The following is a 15,492-nucleotide window of genomic DNA, read 5'->3' on the forward strand; positions in this document are numbered from 1 at the left end:
CCGGGCGGGTCACTTGTCGATGTCGCCGACCACGAAGAACATCGAGCCGAGGATGGCGATCAGGTCCGGCACCAGGCAGCCGGGGAGCAGGGTGGCCAGCGCCTGCACGTTCGCGTACGACGCGGTGCGCAGCTTGAGTCGCCACGGCGTCTTCTCGCCCCGGGAGACCAGGTAGTAGCCGTTGATGCCGAGCGGGTTCTCCGTCCAGGCGTAGGTGTGCCCCTCGGGGGCCTTGAGCACCTTCGGCAGCCGGGTGTTGACCGGCCCGGTGAGCCGGTCCACCCGGTCCAGGCACTGCTCGGCGAGGTCGAGCGAGGCGTACACCTGGTCGAGCAGCACCTCGAAGCGGGCGTGGCAGTCCCCGGCGGTCTTCGTCACCACCGGCACGTCGAGCTGGTCGTAGGCCAGGTAGGGCTCGTCGCGGCGCAGGTCGAAATCGAGGCCGGAGGCCCGGGCGACGGGCCCGGACGCGCCGAACGCGGCGGCGTCGGCCGCCGAGAGCACCCCGACGCCGACGGTGCGGGCCAGGAAGATGTCGTTGCGTCGGATGAGGTTGTCCAGGTCGGGCATCCGCCGGCGGACCTCGGCGATGGCGGCCCGGGCCCGGCCCGTCCAGCCGGACGGCACCTCCTCCTTGAGCCCGCCCACCCGGTTGAACATGTAGTGGATCCGGCCGCCGGAGACCTCCTCCATGACCGCCTGGATGGTCTCCCGCTCGCGGAACGCGTAGAACATCGGCGTGATCGCGCCGATCTCCAGCGGGTAGGAGCCGAGGAACATCAGGTGGTTGAGCACCCGGTTCAGCTCGGCCAGCGCCATCCGCAGCCAGGTGGCCCGCTCCGGCACCTCCATGCCCATCAGCCGCTCGACGGCGAGCACGACGCCCAGCTCGTTGGAGAACGCCGAGAGCCAGTCGTGCCGGTTGGCCAGCACAATGATCTGCCGGTAGTCGCGGACCTCGAACAGCTTCTCCGCGCCCCGGTGCATGTAGCCGACGATCGGCTCGCAGGCCACCACCCGCTCGCCGTCGAGCACCAGCTTGAGCCGGAGCACGCCGTGCGTGGAGGGGTGCTGCGGCCCGATGTTGAGCACCATGTCGGTGCCGAGCTGCTCCCCGCCGGCCCCGGTGCCGACGGTCAGTTCGCGGAGGTCGCCGGCGTCCGTGGTCATGTCCGTCATCGTGCCATGAACCGCGCGGGGTCGACGCCGACCGGTTGCCGCAGCCACCAGTGCCCGCCCAACCCGGCCGGGTCGGTCAGTTCGGTCACCGCCGACGCGGCGGCGAGCGCCCGCACGTACCCGGCCGGGTCGCCGACGGCCAGGCTCAGCGGCGGTCGCCCGCCGTCGGCCCCGAGCGCCCGCAGCGCCTCCCGCTGCGACCCCAGGTCGTACGCGCACCGCGCGACCCGGGCGCCGGCGGAGGCGACCGAGTCCATGGCGACGTGCGCGGTGACGTCGCAGGATCCGTCCGGCACCGGCGGCACCTGCCGCCCGCCCCGGTACCCGGTCAGCGTCCCGTCCACGGGCCGGCCGTCGCGCAGGTGCCCGTAGTCCACGGCCAACGCCAGCCCCCGGTCGACCCTCCGTACCGCCTCGGCCCAGGCGTCGTCGCGGGTCCGGCCGATCTCGGCCCGCACTGCCGTAGGGGGTTCCGACCCGGTCGAGCCGGTCCCGTCGATTCCGGCCGCTGGCACCGGCCACCATCGGGCCAGCCAGTCCGCGTCGGCGGGGTCGACCCGGTCACCGACGGTCTCCTCGCCGGTGGCCGGGTCGACCAGCAGGTAGCGCCAACCCTCGGCGGTGTGCACCGCGACGTCGAGCGGCACGTTGTCCAGCCACTCGGTGGCCACCAGCAGCCCGGTTATCCCGGCGGGGATCTCGTCAAGCCAGTCGATCCCGTCGGGCAGGTCGACCGGTCGGGGAGCCTTCTCGACCGCGGTGAGGCGTACCCGGAAGGCGAGCGGAACCGACGCGGAGGGCGCGGGACCGGCGGACGACGGGCCGGACGAGGCCGAGGGCCGGGCGGCGGCCGGAGGAGTCGGGGTTGCCGGGGAGCCCGTCCGCGGAGGGATCAAGCCTGACCGCCCGGAGCGGGCGGGCTCCCCGGCAACCCCCAGCGCGGCGGAGAGCGCGCGCAGCAGCTCGCCCCGGCCGGCCCCCACGTCGACGACGTGCAGGACGCGGGGGTGGCCGAGGGCGGCGTCGACCTGCTCGACGAGTCGCAGCAGGGCGGCGGCGAACGCCGGCGACGCGTGCGCGCTGGTGCGGAAGTGGTCGGCGGGCCCCGACCCGGAGACGAAGAAGCCGCCCGGCCCGTAGAGCGCCCGTTGCATCGCGTCCCGCCAGCGGATCGACATCGGTTCCTTCCCACGCGGCGTGCGGTACCGGGCCGACCCTACGCAGCCGGTCGGGGCCGGTCCGTCGTCCCTCGGGCCGCCGGTGCCGTCGGTGAACGTTTTCACACATCCTTGTCCCGGTTCCGTGGCCCCGGCGCATACTTGCGATCGACCGGTACCCCTTCTCGAGGACTGGATCGTCGCCATGAGCGCACCCCTGCGCCCGCGCCCGGCCGCCCCCCACGGGGCCGCCGTTCCGCCGGCCGCCATCCCCCGTTTCCTCACCGTCGGCGTCGTCGGCTCCGGCCGCGTCGGTGCCGTGCTGGGCGCCGCCCTCGCCGCCGCCGGCCACCGGGTCGTCGCCGCCACGGCCGGCTCCGGCGCCTCCCGGGCCCGGGCGGCGCTGCTGCTTCCCGGCGTGCCCCGCCGGTCCGCCGACGCCGTGGCGCGGGCGGCCACCGACCTGCTGCTGCTCGCCGTGCCCGACGACGCGCTCGCCGGGGTGGTCGCCGCGCTTGCCGGCTCCGGCGCGCTGCGCCCCGGCCAGGTGGTCGCGCACACCTCCGGCGCGCACGGGCTGGCCGTGCTCGCCCCCGCCGCCGAGGCGGGGGCCCGCCCGCTGGCCCTGCACCCCGCGATGACCTTCACCGGTACGCCGGACGACCTCGCCCGGCTGGCCGGCATCTCGTACGGGGTGACCGCCCCGGCGGAGCTGCGCCCCCTGGCCGCCCGGCTGGTCGCCGACCTCGGCGGGGTGCCGGAGTGGGTCGGCGAGGCGGACCGGCCGCTCTACCACGCGGCGCTGGCGCACGGTGCCAACCACCTGGTGACCCTGGTCAACGAGGCCGCCGACCGGCTGCGCGACGCCGGGGTGACCCAGCCGGAGAAGGTGCTCGCCCCGCTGCTGCGGGCCGCCCTGGAGAACGCGCTGCGCCTCGGCGACGACGCGCTGACCGGGCCGGTGTCCCGGGGCGACGCCGGCACGGTCGAGCGGCACCTGGCCCGGCTCGCCGCGACCGCCCCCGAGTCGGTCGCGCCCTACCTGGCGCTGGCCCGGCGTACGGCCGACCGGGCCATCGCGGCGGGCCGGCTGCGGCCGGTCGACGCGGAGTCGCTGCTCGGCGTGCTCGCCGGCGACCGACGGCAGGTGGCGGCGTGACCGGGCCGACGGTGGACGGAGGGGATCACGTGACGGAACTGGTGCACGGCCGCGCCGAGCTGGCGGCGGCGCGGGACGGGCTGAAGGGCACCGTCGGCGTCGTGATGACCATGGGCGCGCTGCACTCCGGGCACGAGACGCTGCTGCGGGCGGCCCGGGAGCGGGCCGACCACGTGATCGTCACGATCTTCGTCAACCCGTTGCAGTTCGGCCCGAACGAGGACTTCGACCGCTACCCGCGCACCCTCGACGCCGATCTGGAGATCTGCCGGCGGGCGGGCGCGGACGTGGTCTTCGCCCCCTCGGTGGCCGACATGTACCCGGACGGGCAGCCCCGGGTGCGGGTCAACCCCGGCCCGCTCGGCGAGGACCTGGAGGGGCAGAGCCGCCCCGGGTTCTTCCACGGGGTGCTCACCGTGGTGCTGAAGCTGCTCCAGCTCACCCGCCCCGACCTGACGTTCTTCGGCGAGAAGGACTACCAGCAGCTGACCCTGGTGCGGCGGATGGCCCGGGACCTCGACGTGCCGGTCGAGGTGGTCGGCGTACCCACCGTGCGGGAGCCGGACGGGCTGGCCCTGTCCAGCCGCAACCGCTACCTCTCCCCGGCCGAGCGGGAGGCCGCGCTGAGCCTGTCGGCGGCGCTGCGCGCCGGGGCCGCGGCGGCCGACGAGGGCGCCGACGCGGGGGCGGTGCTCGCCGCCGCGCACGCGGCCTTCGGCACCGGTACGCCCGGCGCGCGCCTCGACTACCTGGTGCTCACCGACCCGGACCTGGAGCCGGGGCCGGTCTCCGGGCCGGCGCGACTGCTCGTCGCCGCCTGGGTGGGTGCCACCCGGCTGATCGACAACGCGGCGATCCGGCTCGCCCCGCGTTCCTGAACCCGACCCCGCCACCATCCCGCGAAAGGCACCCCGATGCTGCGCACCATGCTCAAGTCGAAGATCCACCGCGCCACGGTGACCCAGGCCGACCTGCACTACGTCGGCTCGGTGACGGTCGACGAGGACCTGCTCGACGCCGCCGACCTGATCCCCGGCGAGCAGGTGGCGATCGTGGACATCACCAACGGGGCGCGGCTGGAGACGTACGTGATCCCGGGCGAGCGGGGCAGCGGCGTGATCGGCATCAACGGTGCCGCCGCCCACCTGGTGCACCCGGGGGACCTGGTGATCCTCATCTCGTACGGGCAGATGGACGACGCCGAGGCCCGGTCGTACCGGCCGCGGGTCGTGCACGTGGACGCCGACAACCGGGTCGTCGAGCTGAACACCGACCCGACCACCGCCGCCCCCGGCACCGCCGGCGCCCCGGTGCCCAACCCCTTCGCCGCCGCCGTCTGAGCGGACCGCTTCCTCCTGTCGTCCGCGCCGCGCCCGTTCGTCCCCTTCGTGATCCCTAGGGTCGTCCGGGGCGTCAAAGTGGTCGCCTGTGCGGTCTGTCATCGGAAGGTCATCCCTGGGTAGTCTGGTTGCCCGTCGACAGACGCGGGTGGCTGGGGGAGGCCGCGATGCGCCGTGCGATTGCCCTGCTCGCTGCCGTCGTCACGGCATCGCTGCTGGCCGGGTGCGCCGACTCGGGCGGGCTGGACGGTGACCTGGTCGACGACTGGGCGGCCCCGTCCGCCCCCGGGCCCTTCACCCCCACCGCCGGGGTGTGCCAGGTCGCCGACTTCGCCGACGTGGTGACGCTGGCCGCGTACGCGCCGGTGGACTGCGCCGCGCCGCACCGGGTCGAGACGGTGCACGTCGGTGCCTTCCCCGCCGAGCGGCCCGCCCCACCGCCGGGCGGCTCGGCCGAGCTGCGGGGCGCCTTCGCCGACTGCGACACCCGGGCGACCGGTCACGTCGGCGCCGACTGGCGGGCGGGGCGGCTGCGACTGGCGGTGGCGGTGCCGTCCGGGGCGGGCTGGGCGGCCGGCGCCCGCTGGTACCGGTGCGACCTGACCGAGGTGAGCACCGTCGAGGCCGCCGCCACCGTGGTGCTGCGCACCGGCAGCCTCCGGGACGCCCTGCGGGGGCCGTCCCCGCTGCGCCTGGGCTGCCAGCGGGCCCGCGCCGACGGCGGGTCGGTGCGTACGCTGCTCCCCGTCGACTGCGCCGCCCGGCACGACGCAGAGTTCGTCGGCGTGTGGCGGGCGCCCGACCGCCCGTACCCGACCCGCCCCGCCGACTGGGCCCCGCTGTACGCCGGCTGCCGCTCCGTGCTCGGCCGCTACGGGGGGGTGCCCGACGACGCCGACCTGCGCTTCCGCAGCGGCGTCGTGGTCCGCCCGCCGGGGGCCGGCCGGTGGCGCGTCGGCGACCGGGGCGTCCGCTGCTACCTCTGGCTCGACGACCGTACGGTGACCGGCTCGCTGCGGGGCGCGGGCCCGGCGGCCCTCCCGGTCCGGACGCGGTAGCACCCGCCGGTCCGGGCCGCGCCAGACCGAGCCGCGCCGGCCTGCCGCCGTGCGTGGCGTCGGCCGGCGCGTCCGGACGCGATGGCGCGTACCACTCGTCCCGCCCCGGCCGCCCCTCGCGAGGGTCCTTCGGGTTGACTGTGGGCATGGAGCTTCCGACCGTCGACCTGCCGGCGCTGCCCAGACTGCTGGCCGCCCCCGCGCCCGGCTGGGTGGAGACCACCGACGTGATCGTGGTCGGTTCCGGGGTGGCGGGGCTGACCGCCGCGCTGCACCTGCGCGAGGCGGGGCTGCACGTCACGGTGGTCACCAAGGTCAACATCGACGAGGGCTCGACGCGTTGGGCGCAGGGCGGCATCGCCGCCGTGCTCGACCCGCACGACACCCCGGCCGCGCACGCCTCGGACACCGAGATCGCCGGCGTCGGGCTCTGCGACCCGGCGGCGGTACGGGTGCTGGTCGAGGAGGGCCCGACCCGGCTGCGCGAGCTGATGCGGATCGGGGCGGAGTTCGACCGCAACGCCGACGGCTCGCTGATGCTCACCCGGGAGGGCGGGCACCGGGCCGACCGGATCGTGCACGCCGGCGGCGACGCGACCGGGGCGGAGGTGCAGCGCGCCCTGCACGCCGCCGTACGCCGCGACCCCTGGATCCGGCTGGTCGAGCACGCCCTGGTGCTGGACCTGCTGCGCGCCCCGGGCGACTCCCCGGAAGGGCTCGGCGCGGCGTGCGGCATCACCCTGCACGTGCTCGGCGAGGGCAGCGAGGACGGCGTGGGCGCCATCCTGGCCCGCGCGGTCGTCCTGGCCACCGGCGGGATGGGCCAGATCTACGCGGCCACCACCAACCCGGCCGTGTCGACCGGCGACGGGGTGGCCCTCGCGATGCGGGCCGGCGCGGCGGTGACCGACGTGGAGTTCGTCCAGTTCCACCCGACAGCGCTGATCACCCCGGCCGGTGCCGGCCTTCCGGGCGCCGGGCACGCCCAGCAGCCGCTGGTCTCCGAGGCGTTGCGCGGCGAGGGCGCCCACCTGGTCGACGGCGACGGCAAGCGCTTCATGCTCGGGCAGCACGAGCTGGCCGAGCTGGCGCCCCGGGACGTGGTGGCCAAGGGCATCCACCGGGTCCTGCTGGCCACCGGCGCGGACCACGTCTTCCTCGACGCCCGGCACCTGGGCGGCGACTTCCTGGCCCGGCGGTTCCCGACCATCGTGGCGTCCTGCCTGGCCATCGGCGTCGACCCGGCGACCGACCTGATCCCGGTGGCCCCGGCCGCGCACTACGCCTCCGGCGGCGTCCGCACCGACCTGCGCGGCCGCACGTCCATCCCCGGGCTGTACGCGTGCGGCGAGGTCGCCTGCACCGGTGTGCACGGCGCGAACCGGCTGGCCAGCAACTCGCTGCTGGAGGGGCTCGTGTTCTCCCGACGGATCGCCGAGGACATCGCGGCCGGGCTGCCCGGGCAGGCCCAACCGGCGCCGACGGGCGCCTGGGTCGGCGGCGAGGGCTGGGTGGTGCCGGCCGAGGCGACGCCGGAGCTGCAGCGGGCGATGACCCGGGGCGCGGGTGTGCTCCGCTCGGCCGACACCCTCGCCGGGACCGCCGCCGTACTGGGCCGGCTCGGCGAGGGCCGGGGGCGGCCCCGGACGGCCGACTGGGAGGCGACGAACCTGATCACCGTGGCGTCGACGCTGGTCGCCGCCGCGTACGCCCGGCGGGAGACCCGGGGCTGCCACTGGCGGGAGGACTTCCCGACGGCCGACGAGCGGTGGCACGGCCACCTGGTCGGCGCCGTCGGGGCGCAGGGCCGGCTGACGCAAGCGTGGGAGGGGACCCGATGACGGAGTCGACGGAACGGGCACTGCGGGACGCGGGCCTGGACCCGGCGCAGGTGCGGCGGGTGATCGAGGGCGCGCTCGCCGAGGACCTGGGGCCGGACCTGCTCGACGTCACCAGCGTCGCCACCATTCCGGCGGAGCAGACCGACACGGCCGACCTGGTGGCCCGCGCCGACGGCGTGGTGGCCGGGCTGGCCGTGGCGGCGGCCGTGTTCGAGCTGGTGGGCGAGGCGACCGGCGCCGGCCGTACGGTCGAGGTGTCGGTGGTGGCCCACGACGGCGCGCGGGTGGCGCGCGGCGACGTGCTGGCCACGGTGGCCGGCCCGACCCGGCTGCTGCTGACCGCCGAGCGGACCGCGCTCAACCTGCTCTGCCGGATGTCCGGCGTGGCCACCCACACCCGGGCCTGGGCGGACGCCCTGGCCGGCACCAAGGCGATGGTGCTCGACACCCGCAAGACCACGCCGGGCCTGCGCGCCCTGGAGAAGTACGCGGTACGGGCCGGCGGCGGCACGAACAAGCGGATGGGCCTGCACGACGTCGCGATGATCAAGGACAACCACAAGTTCGCGGCGGGCGGCATCACGGCCGCCTTCCGTCGGGTCCGGGAGACCTTCCCGGAGGTGCCGGTGCAGGTCGAGGTCGACACGGTCGCCGAGGCCCTGGAGGCGGTCGAGGCCGGGGCGGACTTCCTCCTGCTGGACAACATGACCCCGGAGATGCTGACCGAGGTGGTCGCGTCGGTGGGGGACCGGGCGGAGCTGGAGGCGACCGGCGGGCTGACCCTCGACGTGGCGGCGCGGTACGCGGCGACCGGCGTCGACTTCCTGTCGGTCGGGGCCCTGACGCACTCCTCGCCGATCCTCGACATCGCCATGGACCTGCGCACCGGGTGAACCGGCGGCCGGCCGTTGTCTAGGCTGCGTGCGTGCTGCTCTGCATCGACATCGGAAACACCAACACCGTGCTGGCGACCTTCGACGGCGACAAGCTGGTGCACTCCTGGCGGATCAAGACCGATGCGCGCTCGACGGCCGACGAGCTGGGCCTGAAGTTCCGCGGGCTGCTCGCCGGGGACGCGGTCGAGATCACCGGGGTCGCGGCCTGCTCCACCGTGCCGGCCGCGCTGCGCTCGCTGCGCACCATGCTGTCCCGCTACTACGCGGACCTGCCGAGCGTGATCGTGGAGCCCGGGGTGCGCACCGGGGTGCAGCTCGCCATCGACAACCCGAAGGAGGTGGGCGCCGACCGGGTGGTGAACACCCTGGCCGCCTACACCCTCTACGGCGGGCCGTCGATCGTGGTGGACTTCGGCACCACCACCAACTTCGACGTGATCAGCGGCCGGGGCGAGTTCCTCGGCGGCGCCTTCGCCCCGGGCATCGAGATCAGCTTCGACGCGCTCGCCGCCCGGGCCGCCCAGCTGCGCAAGGTCGAGGCGACGAAGCCCCGCTCGGTGATCGGCAAGAACACCGTCGAGTGCCTCCAGTCCGGCCTCTACTTCGGCTTCGCCGGGCAGGTGGACCGGATCGTCGAGCGGATGATCGAGGAGATCGGCGGGGTGAGCGCCGTGATCGCCACGGGCGGGCTGGCCTCGCTCGTGATCAACGAGTGCCGCACGATCACCCACCACGAGCCGATGATCACCCTGATCGGCCTGCGGATGGTCTACGAGCGCAACGTCTGAACCCCGGCCGCCGGGGAGGGCGTGAGTGGGGCCGGTCATGCGGGCGGGTTATCCCGTAACGCCCTCCGGGCGCCTTGAGTACGCTCGGGGCCTGACCCCGCCCGAAATCTCCTTCTGAGGAAGCGTGCCGTGACCGAGCAGAACCCCGTGCCAGTCGATCCCGCCGACGACCTTCCCGAGCAGATGAAGGTCCGCCGGGAGAAGCGGGACCGGATGCTCGCCGAGGGCGTCGAGCCGTACCCGATCGGTTTCCCCCGGACCAGCACGCTGGCCGACCTCCGGCAGAAGTACGCCGAGCTGCCCACCGACACCGCCACGGGCGACCGGGTCTCGGTCACCGGTCGGGTGATCTTCGTACGCAACACCGGCAAGCTCTGCTTCGCCACGCTGCGCGACGGCGACGGCACGGAGTTGCAGGCCATGCTCTCCCTCGACCGGGTAGGCGCCGACCGGCTGAACGACTGGAAGCGCCTGGTCGACCTCGGTGACCTCGTGGGGGTGACCGGCGAGGTGATCACCAGCCGGCGCGGAGAGTTGTCCGTGCTGGCCGAGCAGTGGGCGGTCACGGCGAAGGCGCTGCGCCCGCTGCCGGTGGCGCACAAGCCGCTGAGTGAGGAGGCGCGGGTCCGGCAGCGCTACGTGGACCTGATCGTCCGGCCGCAGGCCCGCCAGATGGTGCGCACCCGGGCCGCGGCCGTACGCAGCCTGCGCGACTCGCTGCACGGCCGGGACTTCATCGAGGTCGAGACCCCGATGCTCCAGCTGCTGCACGGTGGCGCGGCGGCCCGGCCATTCGTGACCCACAGCAATGCACTGAACACCGATCTGTATCTGCGAATCGCGCCGGAACTGTTTCTCAAGCGGGCCGTCGTCGGCGGCGTCGACCGGGTCTTCGAGATCAACCGCAACTTCCGTAATGAAGGTGTCGACTCTTCGCACTCACCCGAGTTCGCGATGCTCGAGGCATACGAGGCCTACGGCGACTACGACACCATGGCCGAGCTGACCCGAAATCTCGTGCAGCAGGCGGCGATCGCCGTCGGCGGGTCGACCGTGGTGACGCACGCCGACGGTCGGGAGTTCGATCTGGGCGGCGAGTGGCGCTCGGTGACCCTCTTCGGGGTGCTTTCCGAGGCGCTCGGCGAGGAGGTCACCGTACGCACCGAGCGCGCCCGTCTCGTGGAGTACGCCGACAAGGTGGGTTTGGCGGTCGACCCCAAGTGGGGGCCGGGCAAGCTGGCGGAGGAACTGTTCGAGGAACTGGTGGTGCCGGGCCTGACGGCGCCCACCTTCGTCCGCGACTACCCGGAGGAGACCAGCCCGCTGACCCGGGCGCACCGCAGCGAGCCCGGACTGGCCGAGAAGTGGGACCTCTACGTGCTCGGTTTCGAGCTCGGGACCGCGTACTCCGAGCTGGTGGACCCGGTGGTCCAGCGGGAGCGGCTGGTGGCCCAGGCGCAGCTCGCCGCCCGCGGCGACGACGAGGCCATGCGGCTGGACGAGGACTTTCTCCGGGCGATGGAGTACGGAATGCCGCCGGCCGGGGGTATGGGAATGGGAATCGACCGGCTGTTGATGGCCCTCACGGGCCTGGGAATTCGGGAAACCATCCTCTTCCCCCTGGTTCGCCCGGAGTAGTCGCGCATCTCCACCGGGTCGTTACCGCATCCTATTGACGCGGCAAGCGTCGCGCGGGTTATCGTGCTTACAGTTTGCAGGAGCACCCTGCTCGAAAGGAATGTGGGACGTGGCCAAGCAGATCATTCATAAGCTGGTCGATGACCTGGACGGCGGGGACGCTGACGAGACGGTCAAGTTCGCGCTCGACGGCGTTCAGTACGAGATCGACCTGTCGAGCTCGAACGCCGAGAAATTGCGCGACGTATTCGCCCCGTACATCGCCCACGGCAGCAAGGTGGGCAGGGGCGGCGTCGTCGTCGGCGGTAGGGCCGCGCGCGGCCGGGGTGGTGCCACCGCCGACCGGGAGCAGAACAAGGCGATCCGCGCCTGGGCCAAGAAGGCCGGCAAGGACATCTCCGACCGGGGTCGGATCCCCCAGGAGATCGTCGACGAGTACCACGCGAAGGCCGGTCACTGACCGGAACCCTCGACGGGCGACCACGACGCCGGGCCGGAGCACGACTCCGGGCCGGCGTCGCCGTATCCGCCCGGCTGGCTCCGGGCCGGCGTCGCGGTGCCCGCCAGGCTGGCTCCGCGCCGGGCTCGCCGTATCCGTCCGCGACGGCAGCCGAGCGGGAAGAATTCCGTCCCGACGGTCGTTGTCCACAGCCGGTGGAGAGTCTGTCCACAGCCTGTGGACGACTCCCACGCGGTCCGAATCCGGGCCGCGCAGGCACCGGCGCGACCCGCATGACGGGTTCCGCGACCGCGCCGAATTTCGCTCTGCGCGTACAGGTAGGGGTACCGGAACACCCCCTGAGCGCGGACGGTTGTGCAAAACGGCGCGTACACGGCCTCCGGCGGGGACACACGACCTCAGCGGAGTCGGTTCGCGGCGATAGAGTAAGGAGGCACGGACGCCCGTCCCGGTCGTCCGCGCACCGGCCCCGCCACGACTTCTTGACCATCAAGATCGAGTGCGCACGGCACGTGAGGAGCACGAGGGCATGTTCGAGCGGTTCACCGACCGAGCGCGACGGGTTGTCGTCCTGGCCCAAGAAGAGGCCCGGATGCTCAACCACAACTACATCGGTACGGAACACATCCTGCTGGGCCTGATCCACGAGGGTGAGGGCGTCGCCGCCAAGGCTCTGGAGAGCCTCGGCATCTCCCTGGAGGGTGTGCGACAGCAGGTCGAGGAGATCATCGGCCAGGGCCAGCAGGCGCCGAGCGGGCACATCCCGTTCACGCCGCGGGCCAAGAAGGTGCTGGAGCTGTCGCTGCGCGAGGCGCTTCAGCTCGGCCACAACTACATCGGCACGGAGCACATCCTGCTCGGGCTGATCCGTGAGGGTGAGGGCGTCGCCGCCCAGGTGCTGGTCAAGCTCGGCGCCGACCTCAACCGGGTCCGCCAGCAGGTGATCCAGCTGCTCTCGGGCTACCAGGGCAAGGAGCCGGCCGCGGCGGGCGCCGCGCCGGGCGAGGCCGCGCCGTCCACCAGCCTCGTGCTGGACCAGTTCGGCCGCAACCTGACCCAGGCCGCCCGCGAGGGCAAGCTCGACCCGGTCATCGGGCGCGAGAAGGAAATCGAGCGGGTCATGCAGGTGCTCTCCCGCCGTACCAAGAACAACCCGGTCCTGATCGGTGAGCCCGGTGTCGGCAAGACCGCCGTGGTGGAGGGGCTGTCCCAGAAGATCATCAAGGGCGAGGTGCCCGAGACGCTGAAGGACAAGCAGCTCTACACGCTCGACCTCGGTGCCCTGGTCGCCGGTTCCCGCTACCGCGGTGACTTCGAGGAGCGCCTCAAGAAGGTGCTCAAGGAGATCCGCACCCGCGGCGACATCATCCTCTTCATCGACGAGATCCACACCCTGGTCGGCGCCGGTGCCGCCGAGGGCGCGATCGACGCGGCGAGCATCCTCAAGCCGATGCTGGCCCGCGGCGAGCTGCAGACCATCGGTGCGACCACGCTCGACGAATACCGCAAGCACCTGGAGAAGGACGCGGCCCTCGAGCGCCGCTTCCAGCCGATCCAGGTGGGTGAGCCGTCGCTGGCGCACACCATCGAGATCCTCAAGGGCCTGCGCGACCGCTACGAGGCGCACCACCGGGTGAGCATCACCGACGCCGCTCTCGTGGCCGCCGCGACGCTGGCCGACCGTTACATCTCCGACCGCTTCCTGCCGGACAAGGCGATCGACCTCATCGACGAGGCCGGTGCCCGGATGCGGATCCGCCGGATGACCGCGCCGCCGGACCTGCGCGACTTCGACGAGCGCATCGCCCAGGTGCGTCGCGACAAGGAGTCCGCGATCGACGCGCAGGACTTCGAGCGTGCCGCCCAGCTGCGCGACAAGGAGAAGCAGCTCCTCGGGCAGAAGGCCCAGCGGGAGAAGGAGTGGAAGGCCGGTGACCTGGACGTCGTCAGCGAGGTCGACGACGAGCAGATCGCCGAGGTGCTCGGCAACTGGACCGGCATCCCGGTCTACAAGCTGACCGAGGAGGAGACCTCGCGCCTGCTGCGCATGGAGGACGAGCTGCACAAGCGCGTCATCGGCCAGGAGGACGCGGTCAAGGCGGTCTCGAAGGCGATCCGGCGTACCCGGGCCGGCCTGAAGGACCCGAAGCGCCCCTCGGGCTCGTTCATCTTCGCCGGCCCGTCCGGTGTCGGTAAGACCGAGCTCTCCAAGGCGCTGGCCGAGTTCCTCTTCGGCAGCGAGGACGCCCTCATCCAACTGGACATGTCCGAGTTCCACGACCGCTACACGGTCTCCCGGCTGGTGGGTGCCCCTCCCGGCTACGTCGGCTACGACGAGGGCGGCCAGCTGACCGAGAAGGTGCGGCGTCGGCCGTTCTCGGTGGTCCTCTTCGACGAGATCGAGAAGGCCCACCCGGACGTGTTCAACACGCTGCTCCAGATCCTGGAGGACGGTCGGCTCACCGACGGTCAGGGCCGGATCGTGGACTTCAAGAACACGGTCATCATCCTGACCACCAACCTGGGCACCCGCGACGTCGCCAAGGCGGTCTCGCTCGGTTTCCAGGCGTCGGAGGACTCCGAGTCCAACTACGACCGGATGAAGCAGAAGGTCAACGACGAGCTCAAGCAGCACTTCCGGCCTGAGTTCCTCAACCGGATCGACGACACCATCGTCTTCCACCAGCTGCGTCAGACCGAGATCCTGTCGATCGTCGACATCATGATCCAGCGGATCGAGGGCCAGCTCCGGAACAAGGACATGGGCCTGGAGCTGACCGACAACGCCAAGAAGTACCTGGCGAAGAAGGGCTTCGACCCGGTGCTCGGTGCGCGTCCGCTGCGTCGCACGATCCAGCGCGACATCGAGGACAACCTGTCCGAGCGGATCCTCTTCAACGAGCTGACCCCGGGTCAGATCGTGGTGGTGGACTGCGAGGGCGATCCGGAAGACATCGACAAGTCCAAGCTCGTCTTCAAGGGCGCGGACCGGCCGGCCACCGTGCCGGACGCCGTCCCGGCCGACCTCGGCGGCACCGCCGCCGCCGGCGCGGACGAGTAGGGCAGAAACAGCGGCAGAGGGCGGCGGCCCGGTGGCACTCCCACCGGGCCGCCGCCCTCTCTGCACCCTCCACCCTCTCTGCGCCGATCACGCAGTCGTGGTGCCGGTTGACCACCCTCTCCGGCGGGCTGGACCCCACCACCGGGATGATCGGCGCCGGTTCACGCTGGCCTCGACGCGGGCGAGCAGCGCGGGCGACGGTCCGGGGACGGGGGACGCGATCACCAGAGCCAACGGCCCGGCGTCCATCTCCCCGTCGGCGGGTCTGCGGGCATCGGCGGGCACGGGGCCGGACGTCCGGCGGCCCTTTCCCGCTGATCCCGCGGTTCGGGCGCGCTGTCCGGTTCGGGGGTGCTGTGCGGCTCCCGGCGCGGTGTCCGGTTCGGCGCGGCGTGCGGCTCGGGGATGGTGTGCGGTTCCGGCGCTGTGTTCGGTTTCGGCATGGTGTGCGGTTCGGGGGATGACGTCCGTCTTGCACGGTCCGCAGGCGGCGAATCCAGGCACGCTCGTCCGGTCTGCGGGGGTTTGGGGTGGGGCGGGTCACCGGGTCGGTGGGCATGGGTCGGGGGCCCCGGTCGTTGTATCCATCGTGAGCGCGTGACCCCCGGGAGCCCTTGCGGTGGCCGGGCCGAGGTCGGAATGCCGGCCGGGTCCGCGTCGTTGCATCCCCCGGGACACGCCCACCCTCTCGTCGTAGGGCGCACCCCTTTCTGGTTTCGACCCCTTTCCTCTTTCGCGGCACCCGTCCCCCCTTTGGCGTGTGTCCGCGTACCCCCGATCGGAAGGTGCCGACATCATGCGTACCGACATCCTGCGTAAGACCGCCCTGACCGCCGCCGGGCTCGCCTTCACCGGCGGCGCCATCGCCGGCCCCGTCACCACCGCCTACGCCGCCCCCACCCAGACCAAGCCCGT

At 73.0% G+C, this 15,492-nt stretch carries 12 protein-coding genes; 10 read left to right on the forward strand and 2 right to left on the reverse strand.

Going from position 1 to position 15,492, the window contains the following annotated elements:
- Positions 1 to 9 precede the first annotated feature (9 nt).
- Both ACTMS2_RS21055 and ACTMS2_RS21060 read right to left on the reverse strand, forming a co-directional pair.
- A complete protein-coding gene (locus tag ACTMS2_RS21055) occupies positions 10 to 1,179 on the reverse strand; it encodes an NADH-quinone oxidoreductase subunit D (protein ID WP_441176927.1) in 1,170 nt (389 codons plus the stop codon).
- On the reverse strand, positions 1,176 to 2,357 hold the full coding sequence (locus tag ACTMS2_RS21060; protein ID WP_441176928.1) for an SAM-dependent methyltransferase: 1,182 nt from the start codon (positions 2,355 to 2,357) through the stop codon (positions 1,176 to 1,178). The genes ACTMS2_RS21055 and ACTMS2_RS21060 overlap by 4 nt, the downstream gene beginning before the upstream one ends.
- 184 nt (positions 2,358 to 2,541) lie before the next feature.
- Between ACTMS2_RS21060 and ACTMS2_RS21065 the strand changes: the two genes are divergently transcribed.
- The 10 genes from ACTMS2_RS21065 to ACTMS2_RS21110 all read left to right on the forward strand — a co-directional run bounded on the left by ACTMS2_RS21065 (position 2,542) and on the right by ACTMS2_RS21110 (position 14,577).
- The gene (locus tag ACTMS2_RS21065) at positions 2,542 to 3,495 is read left to right on the forward strand and encodes a Rossmann-like and DUF2520 domain-containing protein (RefSeq protein ID WP_250102175.1); all 954 of its coding nucleotides are present in this window, start codon (positions 2,542 to 2,544) and stop codon (positions 3,493 to 3,495) included.
- Between the two features lie 29 nt (positions 3,496 to 3,524).
- A complete protein-coding gene (gene panC, locus ACTMS2_RS21070; protein ID WP_441176929.1) occupies positions 3,525 to 4,373 on the forward strand; it encodes a pantoate--beta-alanine ligase in 849 nt (282 codons plus the stop codon).
- 36 nt (positions 4,374 to 4,409) lie between these two features.
- Positions 4,410 to 4,835 (forward strand): aspartate 1-decarboxylase, encoded by a 426-nt coding sequence (panD, locus tag ACTMS2_RS21075; RefSeq protein WP_089003105.1) that lies wholly within the window; start codon positions 4,410 to 4,412, stop codon positions 4,833 to 4,835.
- 167 nt (positions 4,836 to 5,002) lie between these two features.
- A complete protein-coding gene (locus ACTMS2_RS21080) occupies positions 5,003 to 5,893 on the forward strand; it encodes a septum formation family protein (protein ID WP_441176930.1) in 891 nt (296 codons plus the stop codon).
- Positions 5,894 to 6,039: 146 nt separating this feature from the next.
- Positions 6,040 to 7,734, forward strand: coding sequence for an L-aspartate oxidase (locus tag ACTMS2_RS21085; RefSeq protein WP_441176931.1), 1,695 nt, complete (start codon positions 6,040 to 6,042; stop codon positions 7,732 to 7,734).
- Positions 7,731 to 8,627 (forward strand): carboxylating nicotinate-nucleotide diphosphorylase, encoded by an 897-nt coding sequence (nadC, locus tag ACTMS2_RS21090; RefSeq protein WP_089003108.1) that lies wholly within the window; start codon positions 7,731 to 7,733, stop codon positions 8,625 to 8,627. Before ACTMS2_RS21085 ends, nadC begins: the two co-directional genes overlap by 4 nt.
- A 32-nt stretch (positions 8,628 to 8,659) precedes the next feature.
- Positions 8,660 to 9,418 (forward strand): type III pantothenate kinase, encoded by a 759-nt coding sequence (locus tag ACTMS2_RS21095; protein WP_441176932.1) that lies wholly within the window; start codon positions 8,660 to 8,662, stop codon positions 9,416 to 9,418.
- A gap of 129 nt (positions 9,419 to 9,547) precedes the next feature.
- Positions 9,548 to 11,056 carry a lysine--tRNA ligase gene (lysS, locus tag ACTMS2_RS21100; protein ID WP_089003110.1) on the forward strand — a complete coding sequence of 503 codons (1,509 nt, stop codon included), beginning with the start codon at positions 9,548 to 9,550 and terminating at the stop codon, positions 11,054 to 11,056.
- A 109-nt stretch (positions 11,057 to 11,165) separates the two neighbouring features.
- The gene (locus ACTMS2_RS21105) at positions 11,166 to 11,516 is read left to right on the forward strand and encodes a histone-like nucleoid-structuring protein Lsr2 (protein WP_308220812.1); all 351 of its coding nucleotides are present in this window, start codon (positions 11,166 to 11,168) and stop codon (positions 11,514 to 11,516) included.
- Between the two features lie 529 nt (positions 11,517 to 12,045).
- Positions 12,046 to 14,577, forward strand: coding sequence for an ATP-dependent Clp protease ATP-binding subunit (locus ACTMS2_RS21110; RefSeq protein ID WP_089003112.1), 2,532 nt, complete (start codon positions 12,046 to 12,048; stop codon positions 14,575 to 14,577).
- Positions 14,578 to 15,492 lie beyond the last annotated feature (915 nt).

It is taken from the genome of Micromonospora sp. SD12, assembly GCF_052068495.1.
Lineage (GTDB): Bacteria > Actinomycetota > Actinomycetes > Mycobacteriales > Micromonosporaceae > Micromonospora > Micromonospora echinofusca.